Below are 16,449 nucleotides of genomic sequence, written 5' to 3'. Positions count from 1 at the left end.
TAGGTTCGGGAGGGCTCCGGGTCGACAGGCTGGTTGCCTGACGTGAACCGGGGCCGACGGTCCAGTCTGCCAGGACTGGCCGCATCCCCCAAAACCGGGGGTGGGGCCCAGATATTCCCGGGCGCCCCGACCCCCGGGGCCGGGGGTCCGGAGTCCGGGGGCCGGGGCCGGAAGAACCGCACTCAGGGCTTCTGGACGACCTTGCCGGCGCTGGTCGCCTCGCCCGCCGAGCCCTTGGTCGCGGAGGCGGGGATCGGCTTGTCCCAGCGCAGCGCCCGCCAGACCTGCCGGGCCTTGGATTCGATCGGCACCACGCGGTTCGGGTTGTTCGGGTCGTACCGCACGGGCAGCGTCACCATCCGCATGTCCCCCGAGCCGATGTTCTTCAGGCTCTTGGAGAAGCCGTACAGCTTGTTGACCGAGGCCAGCTCGGAGTCGGTGGTCAGCGCCTTGGTGGAGGTGTCGGCGAGCCCGTAGAGCTTCTTCGGGCTGCTGAACAGGTCCACGGACTTGATCTGGTCCAGCAGCGCCTTGACGAACGCCTGCTGGAGCTTGATCCGGCCGAGGTCGCTGCCGTCGCCGACGCCGTGCCGGGTGCGCACCAGGCCCAGGGACTGCTCCCCGTTGAGCTTGTGCGCGCCGGGCGCCAGGTCGAGGTGGCTCTTGGCGTCGTGGATCGGCTTGGTGGTGGTGATGTCCACGCCGCCGAGCTGGTCTATGAGGTGTTTGAAGCCGGAGAAGTCGACCTCGAGGTAGTGGTCCATGCGGATGCCGGTCAGCGACTCGACGGTCTTGACGGCGCAGGCCGGGCCGCCGACCTCGTACGCGGAGTTGAACATCGCCAGGCGCTCGGCAGGGGCCGTCTGGCCGTCCTTCTCACAGGCGGGGCGCCGGACCAGGGTGTCGCGCGGGATGCTGACGACACTGGCCTTCTGCCGGCCCTTGTAGACGTGCACGATCATCGCGGTGTCGGAGCGCGAGGTGCCCTCGTCCTTGCCGTACTGGCCGTTCTTGCCGGCCCGTGAGTCGGAGCCGAGGACCAGGATGTCCATGGAGCCGTTGTCGATGTTCTTGGGACGGTCGGAGCCGAGGGCGGCGTTGATGTTGACCCCGGTGAGGTTGCCGTCCAGTTTGTAGTAGAGATAGCCGATCCCCGCGCCGCCGAGGACCAGCACGGTCCCCAGCGTCCACACCGTGCCGCGCAGCACCCTGCGGCCCGTACTGCGGGGCGCCGGCACCTTGCGGCGGCGGCCGCTGCCCCCGCCCCGGCCCGGGCGCGAATACTCCGGTGTGCTGTTGCCGTCGTCAGCCATGCGCTCCTCAGTCCTCGATGTCCGGTTACCCCCCACCACGGTCAGGCCTGGTCTCGCCGTGATTCGACCTGACAGACGACAGGTCGAGGGTCAGGGTTGCATACGGACCTCTCCCGTTCCGGCGGCGAGCCGATCGACCCCCCGACCGGCCGATCTTCCAGGGCCACCCGGCTGACCTGCGCCTTCGTCGCGTACGACGGAGATCGCGCAGGTCGACGGGGATGAGGAGGGATGTGGCCCAGATCTCAAGAGACTGAGCCACAGGGGACCCGAGCGCCCGGAGGCGAAGCCGCTACAAAAGGGGGCAACGTGACGAGGGCCTCTCCGCCGTGGCGGAGAGGCCCTCGTCATTCGTTGAGCGCTGCTGGTCAGTCGCCGTTGCCCGGGGTGGGCGTGGTCTTGGCGATCTGCATCAGGAACTCGGCGTTCGACTTCGTCTGCTTCATCTTGTCCAGGAGCAGCTCGATCGCCTGCTGCGAGTCGAGCGCGTGCAGCACCCGGCGCAGCTTCCAGACGATGTTCAGCTCCTCGGGCGCGAGGAGGATCTCCTCCTTGCGGGTGCTGGACGCGTCGACGTCGACCGCCGGGAAGATGCGCTTGTCGGCGAGCTTCCGGTCGAGCCTGAGCTCCATGTTGCCGGTGCCCTTGAACTCCTCGAAGATCACCTCGTCCATCCGCGAGCCGGTCTCGACCAGCGCGGTGGCCAGGATGGTCAGCGAGCCGCCGTCCTCGATGTTGCGCGCGGCGCCGAAGAACTTCTTCGGCGGGTACAGCGCGGTCGAGTCGACACCACCGGACAGGATGCGGCCGGAGGCGGGGGCCGCGAGGTTGTACGCACGGCCCAGGCGGGTGATGGAGTCCAGCAGGACGACCACGTCATGCCCCAGCTCGACCAGGCGCTTGGCCCGCTCGATGGCCAGCTCGGCGACGGTGGTGTGGTCCTCGGCCGGGCGGTCGAAGGTCGAGGAGATGACCTCGCCCTTGACCGACCGCTGCATGTCGGTGACCTCTTCCGGCCGCTCGTCGACGAGGACGACCATCAGATGGCACTCGGGGCTGTTGCGGGTGATCGCGTTGGCGATCGCCTGCATGATCATGGTCTTACCGGTCTTCGGCGGGGCCACGATCAGACCACGCTGACCCTTGCCGATCGGCGCGACCAGATCGATGATGCGGGTCGTCAGCCCGCCGGCCTCGGTCTCCAGACGCAGTCGGTCCTGCGGGTACAGCGGGGTCAGCTTGCCGAACTCCGGCCGCCCGCGGCCGGTTTCGGGCGCCATGCCGTTGACCGAGTCGAGGCGGACGAGGGCGTTGAACTTCTCGCGGCGCTCGCCCTCGCGCGGCTGACGGACCGCGCCGGTGACGTGGTCGCCCTTGCGCAGGCCGTTCTTGCGGACCTGAGCCAGCGAGACGTACACGTCGTTGGGGCCCGGCAGATAGCCGGAGGTCCGGATGAACGCGTAGTTGTCGAGGATGTCGAGGATGCCCGCGACCGGGATCAGGACGTCGTCCTCGGACACCTGCGGCTCGTTGCCGAAGTCGTCGCGGCCACGGCGGCCACGGCGGTCCCGGTAACGGCCGCGGCGCCCGCGCCGCCCGCCGTCGAAGTCGTCGTCCATCTCGTCGGCGCCGGGGCGCTGCTGGCCCTGGCCACGACCGTCGCGCTGCTGGCGGCCGCCGCCCTGCGCGGCGCTGTCCTCGCCCTTGCCGCCGCGGCGGTCACGGCCGTCACGGCCATCACGGCCGTCACGGCCATCGCGGCCGTCACGCTCGCGCTGGCCGCCGCGCTCCCGGCGGTCGCTCTTCTGGGCGCGCTCGCCGCGCTCGGACCGGTCCTGGCCCTTGATGCCCTTGCCCTCGGCCGTGTCCACGGCGGCTTCGGCCTTGGCGGCGGGCTCGGTCTTGACCGCGGCCTCGGCCTTGGCCTCCGTCTTGGTCTCGACGGCGGTGGCGGTGGAAGCGCTGTCGGTCGTGGCGGTGACGGGCGCGGTGGCCCGCCGGCGGCGGCGTCCCTCGGCCGGCTGCTCGTCGGCGGCGGGCTCACCCGGCTGGCCGGGAATCTCGATCTGCTGCTGAGCAGTGGCCTTCTCCGCCTTCGCGGACTGCTCGTCCTTGGCGGCGGGCTCGGCCTTGGTGGCGGCCTTGGCCGCGGCCGGCTCGGCGTCCTCGCCCGTACGGGCCTTGGACGTCGTACGGCGCTTGGGCTTTGTCACCCCCTCAGCGGCGGCGGGGGCGGCCTCGGCGGACTTGGCGGAGGCGCCGGAGCCGGAGGCCTGCTTCTCCTTGATGACCTCGATCAGCTGGCTCTTGCGCATCCGCGCGGTGCCCCTGATGCCGAGGCTCGAGGCGAGCTGCTGGAGCTCGGCCAGGACCATGGCGTCGAGGCCGGTGCCCGAGCGGCGTCGCCGCGGGGCAGCGCCAGTGGCAGCACCGGTGGCAGGCGCGGAAGCGTCCGTGGCGGGCGCGGCATTGCCGACACCGCTGTCGGAGGTGCCGGAGGCGTTCACGCCCATCAGATCGGTGGTGTCGCTCACGAAGGGTCCTTCCCTGGAGCGGGCGTCGGCCTGTCTGGCTCGGCGACCGGTTGTGCTGTCCGGCTGTGGTCCTTCTCGTGCGGACCGGCCGGGGCGGAGGTCCGCCAGGTGTGGCGGAGAGATCAATTCATTGGTTCCGACGCGACGGAGGCTTTGCCTGAATCCGCCACGCCATTCCGGAGCTCCGGAGCGTGCTCGGAACTGCTCAGGCAGGCTGCTCAGGCAGTTTGGGAGGCTCCCGGAAGAAAGGTGGTCCCGGAGGGGGACACTGAGCACTGCGCCTCCCCGCCCGGCGATCACTCCGAGCATGAGGCATCAAGTGCAGACTTGAGGTTAACACTACCGGATCCAACAAACATTCCCCCTCTCCAAGACCGGCTATCGAGTTTTTCGGGACTCGCGAGGCCCGCCTGGGCCGCATCGGGCGTCCGCGGTGTCAGGTGAGCGGCAGGACGCTCGCCCCCCCGGCGTCGAGAGCCAGCCGATTGGCCGCCCACCCCTCGCCCGCCAGCCGTGCGACCTTGTCGGCCGCACCGTCTTCGACCAGCGCGAGCACCGTGGGGCCCGCGCCCGAGATGACCGCGGGGACGCCGTCCGCCCGCAGCCGGTTCACCAGGGTCACGCTCTCGGGCATCGCCGGCGCGCGGTACTCCTGGTGCAGCCGGTCCTCCGTCGCCGCGAGCAGCAGCTCGGGGCGCCTGGTCAGCGCCTCCACCAGCAGCGCGGCGCGCCCCGCGTTCGCCGCGGCGTCCACATGCGGAACGGAGCGCGGCAGCAGCCCCCGGGCCGTCTCCGTGAGCACCGGCCGGCCCGGCACGAAGACCACCGGAACGATGGAATCCGCAGGGTCCATTCTGATCGCCCGGGCGGCCCCCGCGTCCGTCCAGGCCAGGGTGAAGCCGCCGAGCAGACAGGCGGCGACATTGTCGGGGTGGCCCTCGATCTCGGTGGCCAGCTCCAGCAGCGCCGCGTCGTCGAGCCTCTCGGCGCCGCCTATGGTCACCGCGCGGGCCGCGACTATCCCGGCGCAGATGGCGGCCGAGGAGGAGCCCAGGCCCCGCCCGTGCGGGATCCGGTTGGCGCACACGACCTCGAGGCCGCGCGGCTGACCGCCCAGCAGGTCGAAGGCGGTGCGCAGGGAGCGTACGAGCAGATGACCCTCGTCGCGCGGCAGCGTCTCGGCGCCCTCGCCGGCGATGTCGATGTGCAGGCCGGAGTCGGCCACCCGGACCACCACGTCGTCGTAGAGCCCCAGGGCCAGGCCGAGGGCGTCGAAACCGGGACCGAGGTTGGCGCTCGTGGCGGGCACGCGCACTCGGACGGCGGCGGCGCGGAACGCTGGACCGGCCATCGCTCGATGACTCTCCTTGTGTGACTGGGATTGCTCGAAGAGGTACGGAACACCGCGAGGGCCGTGACGGGAAGTACGGCAACGCCGTGCAGAGGCGGCTGCTCTGCGTCGGGGCGGATTCAGTACAGCCTATCGAAGGAAGGTTCTGTGGCGACATAGGGCGCACGGGAGGCGCACGGTGCGTGTCGCGCTCCCTCTCGTCGTCCGCGACCACTCTACTGGAGCGCTCCGCGCGCCCTCCTCGCTCCCGTACTTCTCCGCCCGCACTCTAGTGGATCTTGAGGCTCGGCGCCGGTGGGCCGGGCGGACAGCTCCGCCCGGCCCACCGGCGCCACATGAACCAGGGCCCCTGGAACCGGAGATCGACCCGACCGGCCCCTGGCGACCTGCGACCTGCGACCTGCGACCTGCGACCGCGTAACGGCCGGATCAGGCCAGCCCGAGCCGCTCGGCCGCCGCGTCCGCGTCCACCGGCACCGTGACCGGCTGCGGGGCACCCGCCACCGCCCAGTCCGGGTCCTTGAGGCCGTTGCCGGTCACCGTGCACACGATGCGCTGGCCGGGGTCGACCAGACCCTGCTCGGCGGCCTTGAGCAGACCCGCGACGCTCGCGGCGGAGGCCGGCTCGACGAAAACGCCCTCCTGGGCGGCGAGCAGCCGGTAGGCGGCGAGGATTTGACGGTCGGTCACCTCGTCGATGAGGCCGCCCGACTCGTCGCGCGCCTGCTCGGCGAAGGCCCACGAGGCGGGGTTGCCGATGCGGATCGCGGTGGCGATGGTGCTCGGGTTCCTGACCGGCTCACCGCGCACGATGGGCGCCGAGCCGGAGGCCTGGAACCCCCACATCCGGGGCGTACGGGAGGCGAGCGCGCCGAACGGGCCGTCCGTCGCGTACTCCTTGTAGCCCTTCCAGTAGGCCGTGATGTTGCCCGCGTTGCCGACCGGCAGCACATGGATGTCGGGCGCGTCGCCGAGCATGTCGACGATCTCGAAGGACGCGGTCTTCTGCCCTTCGATACGGGCCGGGTTGACCGAATTGACCAGCGCCACCGGGTACTTCTCGGACAGCGAGCGGGCCAGCTCCAGGCAGTCGTCGAAGTTGCCGTCGACCTGGAGGATCTTGGAGCCGTGGACCAGGGCCTGGCCCATCTTGCCCAGCGCGATCTTGCCCTGCGGGACGAGGACGGCGCAGACCATCCCGGCGCGCACCGCGTAGGCGGCCGCGGAGGCCGAGGTGTTGCCGGTGGAGGCGCAGATGACGGCCTCGGCGCCCGCCTCCTTGGCCATGCTGATGGCCATGGTCATGCCGCGGTCCTTGAAGGACCCGGTGGGGTTGGCTCCCTCGACCTTGAGGTGCACCTCACAGCCGGTGCGCTCGGAGAGCACCTGGGCGGGGACGAGCGGGGTGCCGCCCTCACGCAGGGTGACGACGGGGGTCGTCTCGCTGACCGGCAGCCGGTCGCGGTACTCCTCGATGATGCCCCGCCAGCCGTGCCACCGGCGGGTGCCGGACATCGCGGGCCCGGCGTCAGCGATTGTGTTCATGATCTTCCTTTACTCCCCTACTCACCCTCTACTCGCCCTCAACCCGCATGATGCTGGCGACATCACGGACGGTGTCCAGCCTGCGCAGCGCCTCGACGGTGGCCGTCAGGGCCGCGTCGCTCGCCCGGTGGGTGACCACGACGAGGGACGCCTCACCGTCCTTGCCCTGCTGGCGGACGGTATCGATGGATACGCCGTGCTCGGCGAAAACCGTGGCGACCGACGCGAGAACTCCTGGTTTATCGGCGACGTCCAGGCTGATGTGGTAGCGCGTGATCACGTCGCCCATGGGGCTGACGGGGAGCCGGGTGTATGCGGACTCGCCGGGTCCGGTGGACTGGGCCAGCTTGTTCCGGCAGGCGGCGACCAGATCGCCGAGGACGGCCGAGGCGGTCGGCGAGCCGCCGGCCCCGGGCCCGTAGAACATCAGCCGGCCGGCGGCCTCGGCCTCGACGAACACCGCGTTGTACGCCTCGCGGACGGAGGCGAGGGGGTGGCTCAGCGGGATCATGGCCGGGTGCACCCGCGCGGTGACCGACTGGCCGTCCTCGGCGCGCTCGCAGATGGCCAGCAGCTTGACCGTGCAGCCCATGCGCTTGGCGGAGGCGATGTCGGAGGCGGTCACCTCGGTGATGCCCTCGCGGTGCACATCGTCGAGGGTGACCCGGGTGTGGAAGGCGATCCCGGCCAGGATCGCGGCCTTCGCGGCGGCGTCGAAGCCCTCCACATCGGCGGTCGGGTCGGCCTCGGCGTACCCGAGCGCGGTGGCCTCGTCCAGGGCCTCGCTGTATCCGGCGCCGCTGGTGTCCATCCGGTCCAGGATGAAGTTGGTGGTGCCGTTGACGATGCCGAGAACCCGGTTGACCTTGTCCCCGGCCAGGGACTCGCGCAGCGGCCGCACCAGCGGGATCGCACCCGCGACGGCGGCCTCGTAGTACAGGTCGGCGCCGCGCTCCTGCGCGGCCGCGTGCAGCGCCGCGCCGTCCTGGGCGACCAGCGCCTTGTTCGCGGACACCACGCTGGCGCCGTGCTCGAAGGCGGTGGTGATGAGGGTACGGGCGGGCTCGATGCCGCCGATGACCTCAACCACGACGTCGATGTCGCCACGTTTGACCAGCGCGGTGGCGTCGGTGGTGATCAGCTCGGCCGGCACCCCGTCCCGCACCCGGTTGGGGCGGCGCACGGCGATCCCGGCCAGCTCGACCGGGGCGCCGATGCGCGCCGTGAGGTCCGCCGCGTGCGTCGTCATGATGCGCGCCACCTCTGAGCCGACCACTCCACAGCCCAGCAGCGCCACTTTCAGCGGACGCGTACGCATCATCCGACCTCGCTTCTCATCCATCTAGGTGGTGCACCAGTCTCACTCACTGGACGGGACTTTCTACCCCTGGTCCAGTATCCGAGATTTGTTTCTCGCCAGCCGAGCCAGCTACTACTCGGCTTGCTCGGCTAACCGACATCGAGCCGCAGGAGATCTTCCTCCGTCTCGCGCCGGACGATCTCGCGCGCCTGCCCGTCCTTCACGGCGACGACGGGCGGGCGGAGCGCGTGGTTGTAGTTGCTCGCCATGGAGCGGCAGTACGCGCCGGTGGCGGGGACGGCGATCAGGTCCCCGGGCGCCAGGTCGGCGGGCAGGAAGGCGTCCCGTACGACGATGTCGCCGGACTCGCAGTGCTTGCCGACCACGCGCGAGAGCATCGGCTCGGCGGTGGACGTACGGGAGACCAGCGCCACCGAGTACTCGGCGTCGTACAGCGCGGTACGGATGTTGTCGGACATCCCGCCGTCGACGCTGACGTAGGTCCGCAGCGCCGGCAGCTCCTTGACCGTCCCCACCTCGTACAGCGTGAACGCGGTCGGCCCGGCGATGGCCCGCCCCGGCTCCACCGACAGCCGCGGCACCGCGAGACCGGCGGACTCGCACTCGCGGTGGACGATGTCGCGGAGCGCCTTGGCGATCTCGTACGGCTCGCGGGGGTCGTCCTCGGAGGTGTACGCGATGCCGAGGCCGCCACCGAGGTCGATCTCGGGCAGCTCGACGCCGTGCTCGTCCCGGACCTCCTTGAGCAGCCCCACCACGCGGTGGGCGGCCACCTCGAAGCCCGAGGTGTCGAAGATCTGCGACCCGATGTGCGAGTGGACGCCGATGAGCTCGAGCCCGTCGAGCTTCAGCGCCCGCCGCACGGCCTCCGCGGCCAGCCCGCCGGCCAGCGGAATGCCGAACTTCTGATCCTCGTGGGCGGTAGCGATGAACTCATGGGTGTGCGCCTCAACCCCGACCGTCACCCGGATCTGCACCCGCTGCCGCTTGCCGAGCCGCTCCGCGATGTGCGCGACGCGCACGATCTCCTGGAACGAGTCGAGCACAATCCGCCCCACCCCGGCCTCGACGGCCCGGCGGATCTCCGCCTCGCTCTTGTTGTTCCCGTGCAGGGCGATCCGCTCGGCCGGCATCCCGGCGCCCAGCGCGGTCGCCAGCTCCCCGGCGGAGCACACGTCGAGGTTCAGCCCCTCCTCGTTGAGCCAGCGCACCACGGCGCGGCACAGGAAGGCCTTCCCGGCGTAGAACACATCGGCGTCCTCCCCGAACGCCTCCCGCCAGGCCCGGCAGCGGGCCCGGAAGTCGGTCTCGTCGAGGAAGTACCCGGGCGTCCCGAACTCCTCGGCCAGCGTCTTCACGTCCACCCCGCCGACGGTGACCACCCCGTCGGCGTCACGGTCGACCGTACGGGCCCATACGCGCGGGTCCAGGGCGTTGAGATCGGTGGGCGGTGCGGCGTAGTGCCCCTCGGGCAGCACATCGGCGTAGCGGGGCCCGGCGGGGTGTGCGGAACGGCTCATGGCGTCTCTCTCAGGTGTCTCACAGATGTTCCGGTGCGCTGATGCCGAGCAGATGCAGGCCGCCGGCCAGCACCGCCCCGGCGGCCTCGGCAAGGGCCAGCCGGGAGCGGTGGGCGGCCGAGGGTTTCTGCTCGCCGCGCGGGAGGGGCGGGCACGCGTCGTGGAAGCGGAAGAACGCGTCGGCGGTGGCTTCCAGGTGCCGGGCGAGGCGGTCGGGGGCGCGGTGGCGGGCGGCGGATTCGAGGAGGCGGGGGTAGTCGCCGAGGAGGGAGATCAACGCGACCTCGGCGGGATGGCCGTACGCAGCGTCGGGGCTGCTGTGAACCCCGAGCTGATGCCCGTTCCTGAGGAGGCCCCGAACCCGGGCATGGGCGTACCGCACCCGGAACAAGGCGTTGCTCTCCCGCTGGGCGAGGAGCCGACCGGGATCGAGGTCGGGCAGATCGTGCGCGGCAGGCCGTAGCAGCGCCCAACGGGCGCCGTCGCTCCCGAGCCGCCCGAGCAGCTCCTCAGCGTCGACCTCGACCGGCCGCACGCCGAGCACCTCACCCCCGTCAGCGACCTCGCCCTCTCCCCCACAAACGTCCACGAGCCGCCCCACGACGACCCCGACCAGCGCCCCACGTACCTCCCGCGCAGGCGCAAGCGTCACCCGCGTACCGGCGAGGGCGTCCGAGTGCCCGTAGGCCTCCCCGCGCTCCAGCACACCGCGCACGAGCGCGGCATGCCCGCCGGGATCGACGGTGATGTTCAAAAACCCGGGCCCGGCGATCTCCACCCGGGCAATCCCGGGCGTACGCACCAGCCGCCGCCGCAACACCTCGGCCACCCGCAGGGCGGCCGAGGGCCCGCCATCCCCCTTTACGAGCTTTGCAAGCTGGAGCGCCACATTAGTCGCGTAATCCCCACACCCCGCCCGCGGCGGAGTCTGCACCTTCACCCGCTCCGGCAGCACAGCCACCCGCAGCTCGTCGGCCTCGACGGCGCGACGCACGGTCTGTAGCACGGTGCGGGAGAGCTGGGCGGGTGTCACGGCACAAGCGTATGGGAGGAGGGGGGCGACCCCGCGAATGGGTTTCGCCCCTCGGACGGCGAACACCCAGCCCAGCCCGACAACCGGACGCGGGGACCGGGCGCGGGAACCGGGACAGAGGACAGCCCGCCCCGGCCCCGCACCCAGGCCCACGGACTCAGCCCGTGGGCCCCACAACGGGCTCCGCATCCCCGGGCGCCGCCGCAGCGGCGCCCCGGGCCATCAGCCGTCGCACGAGCTTCACCAGCGCGGCGGGCTCAAAGGGTTTCGCAAGGAACGCATCCACCCCCGCGGCCCTGCCGCTATCCACTTCGTACTGCGTACACGCGCTGATGATCGCGACGGGCACATGACACGTACGCGCATCGGCACGTAACCGGGATGCCGTATGAAGCCCATCCAGTCTGGGCATCACGACATCGAGAGTGATCACATCGGGCCTCACCTGGTGAACGATCTCCAGGCACTCGGCACCATCGGCCGCGGTCACGACCTCGAAGCCCTCAAGCTCGAGGTTGACCCTGATCAGCTGCCGGATGACCTTGTTGTCGTCGACGACAAGGACCCGGCCGGACAAGCCAGGCACATCTCGAAGGGTAGGCGCGCACCCAGCGCTGCGTCCGGGTTTTGCCCACTTCCGCCACGTGCGGGGGACCTTTCCTCAAGACGCCACCGCCAGGCCCCAGAATGCGGTATACCCCCCTCCGCTCGCGGTCCAGACCCCTGCCGACCGCCCCCTCCGCCCACCCTCGAAAAGCGTTCATGACCACCCTGAGCAAGCTGGTAGGGTTCTACCCGTCGCCGCAAACAACAGCGACGCCGCCCCCGTAGCTCAGGGGATAGAGCAACGGCCTCCGGAGCCGTGTGCGCAGGTTCGAATCCTGCCGGGGGCACTTCACTCGAAGTGCCAGAAGACCCCGCCACCAGCCAAGACGCTGGATGCGGGGTCTAATGCTGAGTCCGTCTTCAACTGTTGTCGGCAGGGTCGTTCCAGATCGCCGAAGAGCTGGATGGCGACCAGACACCAGGTGAGTCTCGGTCGAGGGCTGGGGGCTCCTCGTGGACAGGCAGCGGCTTGCCGTCGATGACGGACCCCAGAGACATCTGCACGTAGCGCAGGTAATTGCGGACATCTCGGACAAGCCGATCAGGGCGTTGGCCTCCTGCCCCACGCCACCCCGTGTCGTAGACGAGGCGTACCAACGCTCGGTACCGCTCACGCATCTCGGCGTCCGTGATCGAAAAGAGTTCGGTGAACATCCCACGGCGGACGGACTCCATCGCCTCGGCACAACGCACCCGCGCATGTTCACTCAGACTGGGGTTCTCAAGGGAGACATCTGGCAGTGAGGGCAACCAGGCATAGAGGTCGGCCAAGCGTTCAAGAAGCTGCTTGGCGGCGACTGCCGAGTTCTCCCGCTCCCTCTCAACGCGCGCCAGTTGAACACTGGCCACATGTTGATCAGCTGCTAGTCGGGTTTGCGCGTTGATCGTTTTGACAGTCTGCCAGCGCGCGACGAATACCGTGATCGCACCACCGAGGACAGTCCCCAGTAAGGCGCTGAACGCTTGGCCTATGAGATCACTCCAGTCCGACACACAAGACATGATCCGCAGGCCAGCCTAAGCCCAGCAACGGGCTTTTCCGGCCCCATCTGAAAAGTTCAGGGATCGCCGCCTCAACACGACGAAAGCCCCGGATCACTCCGGGGTTCGCGTCAGCCGATGGTCGTCACAGCCGTTTCATCACTCGGTGTCGCCTGCCTCTGATTCATCCTCCTTAGATGTGTTTGAGGCACCCGCTACGCGGCCAGGTGGCGGATTCCCGCCCCGCTCGGAGGCACCGCCGTGGCCTGGATCCCGATGACCTCGACTTCGACGCCCCAGGCCTCAAGGATCTTGGCCGTCTGCACGAGGGTGACCTGCGAGAACGGGAACAGCGTGTCGGCGGTGAGGTCAGCGCCGTCCTTCAGCAGGATCGCGAAGACGACCCTCGACGGCCGGAAACCTTCCGTCAGAGGCCGGCCAGGCCGGGCCGCAGCCACCTTCCGGGCAAATCCGTCCCCGGCCTCCGGCGAGTGCAACAGGGTCTGTACGGCGACGACGGCCTGGCCGAACAGATGGCTCAGCGCGTCGGAGCCCTTGGCCCGCTTCACCATGACCAGGACGTCGTCCGGGCTCAGCAGGTCACAGATCTCCACGCCGTTGCCCCGGTGCAGCGCGGTCCGGACGTTGTCACGGTCGAAGCAGACGTACCCGGGCCGCAGGTCGGGCACCGACTCGTTGTAGTCCCGCTCCTTGTCCCCGAGCACCCAGGCCGGAAGGTCGACCGAGGGCGTGTCGGTGATGAGCCGCTCCACCTGCGAACGGATCGCCTCCAGGTACGCCTCACCGATCTCATACCACTGCCCGTCCAACAGGAAGAACCGGCGAGCACCGAGCACCACCTCCGCCTCGATCCACCGCAGCACGCTCGACGTCCAGATGACGTCACCCTTCTCCGCCCGGGTGTGCGCGTAGAGGGTGACGGTGCCGTCCCGGAGCGCGGCAAAGCGCGTTCCCGCCCTCTGCACGCGGGCCCGGTTCAGGACGTAATCCAAGCTGAAGTCGTCGGTGAGGCGCGCCTCCGGGCTGTGCACCTTGGTGGCGAACGCCTGGGCGGTGCCGTAGTCGTCCCAGCGATCGGACGGGACGGCGACTGCGATACGTCCGTCCGGCACCTCGCCCAGCATGCCGTCGAGCCGCTCCTCCAGCCGAGTGGCGAGGTCGGCGCCCTTGACCGGGACGATGTGCTCGACGAACTCCAGTTCCGGAGCCGGGGCCTCGTCCCGAAGGACACGGGCGATGGCCCGGATGTCCGCGACCAGGTCCGCGGCGTCGATACCGAGGCGCATCCGCAGCCCGGTACCACCCTCGACGCTGGAGATCTTCGTACGGTTGTCCTGAGCGATCGTGAGCTCGATCCCGTCCAGTCGGCCGCCCAGCCGCCGCACGATCTGCGCGTGCTCCTGGACACCCAGGCTCCAGACCGGAGCGCCGCCGGGCACAAGGGTGATGTCGGTCCGGCCGCCGCCCGGCGTATGGGAGACCAGGTCCCGGATCTGGGCGGGGTCCACCCTGCGGATCACGAAACTCAGTCCGAACCGCCGGTCCTTGACCCGGTCGGGCACCAGGCGGAAGCCCTGGTCGTAGCCGATGGCGTACACCTCGCCGTCAACCGCGAGCATCAGCAGCCCGGCCGACCGGTTCACCGGCCGCGACACCTCGCACCCGGTCGTGCGGTTGATCTCGCCGCACCAGCTCGCCACCGGCTGCGCGAAGCTGCCGGTGACCAGCAGCGCCGGAACGCCCAACCACTCCCCCGGGAAGTCCAGTTCCGCACCGACGGCGTCAAGTCGGGTGGGGTCGAGGACGCCGAACATCGCGTCGACCGTGGGAGCGACACCCGTGAGCCGATACAGGGTGCGCTTGGACGTCCCGGAAGTGCTGGTGGCCATGGTGCCGCTCCATTCAAATCGACGTGTGGTGGGCAGGGGGAAGCCCGGGAGACCCGGGGAAGCCGGGAAGCCGAGTGAAAGCATGACCAGTAGAGCGACAACTGAAAGCACTGTCAAATACTTCACGGCGGTTGAGTGTCGGTATAGAGTGAAGCTGTCCAGCACGCCCGCCCCACGTCACCCGGCAGGAGCCCATGAACCAGCAGGCCAGTGCCCACGTGACCGCCGCCGACATCTCGCGGCTGGCCGGAGTCACCCGCGCCACAGTGAGCAACTGGCGTCGTCGGCATCCGGACTTCCCGGCCCCTGCGGGTGGCACGGACACCAGCCCGACCTACGACCTCGACGCCGTACGCGCCTGGCTCTCCGCCCGTGGCCAACTCCCCGAGGACACCCCGGCGGACCGGCTGCGCACCGCGCTGCGCACCCACCCCGGCGACAGCGAACTGGCCCTGCACCTGCTCCCTGTGGTGCTCGCGACTGCCCAACTGGACCGGAGAGAGCGCGAAGCCCGTTCCGAACTGCGTGACGACGCACTACTGCGATGGGTCCGGTCAGCTGTGGACGACGGAGCCCAGGACATCCCGGGAGCCGAGGACGCCGCATACGCTCCCGAGGCGACCGGGCCGGTGAGGGCCTTGTTGCAGTCCGTCATCGCGGATGGCGCCGAGGCTGCGTCGGACGTCCTGGCCGAACGTCTGCTGGAGGACGCGGGGGGCACCGGCACCTACCGCACGCCGCGCCCCTTGGCCGACCTCATGGCCCGGCTCCTGACCGACAGCGCGGGTGCTTTCCCCGCGAGCGTTCTCGACCCCGCGTGCGGTACCGGATCGCTGCTCGCCGCTGCGGCATCCGCCGGCGCGACCGCACTGTACGGCCAAGACGTGCTGGTCGCCCAGGCCGCACAGGCCGCCGTGCGGCTCCGGCTGAACGCCGCCGAGGCGGCGATCTCCGTACGTACGGGGGACAGCCTGCGCTCCGATGCCTTCAAGTTCCTCACCGCGGACGCCGTCCTGTGCAATCCCCCCTACGGGGTCCGTGACTGGGGGCACGACGAGCTGGCGTACGACCAGCGCTGGGCCTACGGCGTGCCGCCCAAGGGCGAGCCCGAGCTCGCCTGGGTCCAGCACTGCCTGGCCCACCTCACCCCCGGCGGCCGGGCCGTACTGCTCATGCCGCCCGCCGTCGCGGAGCGCACCGCCGGCCGGCGCATCCGGGCTCAGCTCGTACGGGACGGAGCCCTCCGCGCGGTCGTCGCGCTTCCCCAGGGCGCGGCCACCCCGCTCCACATCGGCCTGCACCTATGGGTGCTCGAGCGCCCCGAGCCACAAACTGAAGCCCCGGGGACCGTCCTGCTGGTCGATGCCGCCGCCGAGAACCGAGATCTTGACTGGTCCGCCGTCAACGACACCGTGCTCTCGGCATGGCGGGCATACCTCGCCGATCAGGGCGACTTCACGGGAGCCCCAGGCATCGCCGCCGCCATGCCGGTCACCGACCTCCTGGACGAGGCCGTGGACCTGACCCCGGCCCGCCACATCCGGACGGCTTCCCGGCAAGCACTCCGCCCCGCCCTGCTGGCCCGGCGGGCATCGGAGCGGTACGACCAACTACGTCAAGCGGCAACAGACCTGGTCGGCCTCAGTACTGGCGGCGACTGGCCGCCGGCCGACGACCGGCCCCGCGACTGGCGCACCGCAACGGTCGCGGACCTTCTGCGTGGCGGCGCTCTCAGTCTGCTCCACACGGCGCCCCCGGGCCGCCGGACCCGTAGCGGCCAATCGCAGCCTCGGCCCGAAGCAGAACCCGTCGCATGGCCAGCGCTCACGGCTGCCGACGTCTTCGAGAACCGGTCCGCCTCCGGAACGGATGCGGACCTTCCCACCGGCGTCGCCGTCCCCTTGATCCAGGGAAGTGACGTGCTGCTCACGGAGATCCTCCGCGTGGGACGCACGGCCGTGGCCCGGGTCGTCGAGCCTGGCGAGGCAGGCTGCTTCCTCGGAACCCACCTGCTGCTGTTCCGCCCGGATCGGCGTCGGCTCGACCCATGGTTCTTGGCCGGGTTCCTCGCGGCGGAGCAGAACGTCAACGCCGCCGCCACCGGCTCATCCCTCGTCCGGGTGGACCCGCGACGCCTGCGCGTTCCCCTGCTCCCGCTCGCCGAACAGCAGCGCTACGGCGCCGCCTTCCGCCGCCTGCACGAACTGCGCACCGCCGCCCGCCGTGCCGACCAGGCCGCCGAGGACGTCACACGTCTCCTCAGCACCGGACTCACCGGCGGCGCGCTGTTGCCGGACGGTCACGGATCGGCGTGAAACGTGCGGCCCGGCACCGC

11 protein-coding genes and 1 tRNA gene are annotated in these 16,449 nt (G+C 70.4%); 2 read left to right on the top strand and 10 right to left on the bottom strand.

Annotation, left to right across the window (positions count from 1 at the left end):
• Positions 1–182: 182 nt before the first annotated feature.
• The 8 genes from ACZ4WQ_RS19575 to ACZ4WQ_RS19540 all read right to left on the bottom strand — a co-directional run bounded on the left by ACZ4WQ_RS19575 (position 183) and on the right by ACZ4WQ_RS19540 (position 11,203).
• On the bottom strand, positions 183–1,313 hold the full coding sequence (locus ACZ4WQ_RS19575; protein WP_385339140.1) for an LCP family protein: 1,131 nt from the start codon (positions 1,311–1,313) through the stop codon (positions 183–185).
• A 368-nt stretch (positions 1,314–1,681) separates the two neighbouring features.
• The gene (rho, locus tag ACZ4WQ_RS19570; protein WP_385339143.1) at positions 1,682–3,847 is read right to left on the bottom strand and encodes a transcription termination factor Rho; all 2,166 of its coding nucleotides are present in this window, start codon (positions 3,845–3,847) and stop codon (positions 1,682–1,684) included.
• A 436-nt stretch (positions 3,848–4,283) separates the two neighbouring features.
• Positions 4,284–5,198 (bottom strand): homoserine kinase, encoded by a 915-nt coding sequence (gene thrB / locus ACZ4WQ_RS19565; RefSeq protein ID WP_311727857.1) that lies wholly within the window; start codon positions 5,196–5,198, stop codon positions 4,284–4,286.
• Positions 5,199–5,627: 429 nt separating this feature from the next.
• Positions 5,628–6,743, bottom strand: coding sequence for a threonine synthase (gene thrC / locus ACZ4WQ_RS19560; RefSeq protein ID WP_398371479.1), 1,116 nt, complete (start codon positions 6,741–6,743; stop codon positions 5,628–5,630).
• Positions 6,744–6,771: 28 nt separating this feature from the next.
• Positions 6,772–8,064, bottom strand: a complete 1,293-nt coding sequence (locus ACZ4WQ_RS19555) for a homoserine dehydrogenase (RefSeq protein ID WP_311727855.1) — start codon at positions 8,062–8,064, stop codon at positions 6,772–6,774.
• Positions 8,065–8,192: 128 nt separating this feature from the next.
• Positions 8,193–9,584, bottom strand: coding sequence for a diaminopimelate decarboxylase (gene lysA, locus ACZ4WQ_RS19550; protein ID WP_311727854.1), 1,392 nt, complete (start codon positions 9,582–9,584; stop codon positions 8,193–8,195).
• Positions 9,585–9,603: 19 nt separating this feature from the next.
• Positions 9,604–10,617, bottom strand: coding sequence for an ArgS-related anticodon-binding protein NrtL (gene nrtL / locus ACZ4WQ_RS19545; protein ID WP_398371476.1), 1,014 nt, complete (start codon positions 10,615–10,617; stop codon positions 9,604–9,606).
• Positions 10,618–10,774: 157 nt separating this feature from the next.
• Positions 10,775–11,203: a response regulator gene (locus ACZ4WQ_RS19540; protein WP_311727852.1), complete on the bottom strand. Its 429-nt coding sequence runs from the start codon at positions 11,201–11,203 to the stop codon at positions 10,775–10,777.
• A gap of 235 nt (positions 11,204–11,438) precedes the next feature.
• On the opposite strand from ACZ4WQ_RS19540, the gene ACZ4WQ_RS19535 reads away from it, so the two are divergent.
• Positions 11,439–11,510 (top strand) — tRNA-Arg (locus ACZ4WQ_RS19535).
• A 73-nt stretch (positions 11,511–11,583) separates the two neighbouring features.
• Here ACZ4WQ_RS19535 and ACZ4WQ_RS19530 read toward each other — a convergent pair.
• Together ACZ4WQ_RS19530 and ACZ4WQ_RS19525 are read right to left on the bottom strand one after the other, a co-directional pair.
• Entirely contained in the window at positions 11,584–12,216 is a 633-nt protein-coding gene (locus ACZ4WQ_RS19530; protein ID WP_398371473.1) for a hypothetical protein, read from the bottom strand.
• A 203-nt stretch (positions 12,217–12,419) separates the two neighbouring features.
• Entirely contained in the window at positions 12,420–14,114 is a 1,695-nt protein-coding gene (locus ACZ4WQ_RS19525; protein WP_398371471.1) for a TIGR04141 family sporadically distributed protein, read from the bottom strand.
• A gap of 194 nt (positions 14,115–14,308) precedes the next feature.
• Between ACZ4WQ_RS19525 and ACZ4WQ_RS19520 the strand changes: the two genes are divergently transcribed.
• Positions 14,309–16,429 (top strand): N-6 DNA methylase, encoded by a 2,121-nt coding sequence (locus ACZ4WQ_RS19520; protein ID WP_398371469.1) that lies wholly within the window; start codon positions 14,309–14,311, stop codon positions 16,427–16,429.
• Positions 16,430–16,449: the final 20 nt, after the last annotated feature.

The sequence above is a fragment of the Streptomyces sp. NPDC028305 genome, assembly GCF_055569495.1.
The sequence above is the reverse complement of the archived record's forward strand: the minus strand, read 5'-3'. Positions and strand labels throughout refer to the sequence as shown.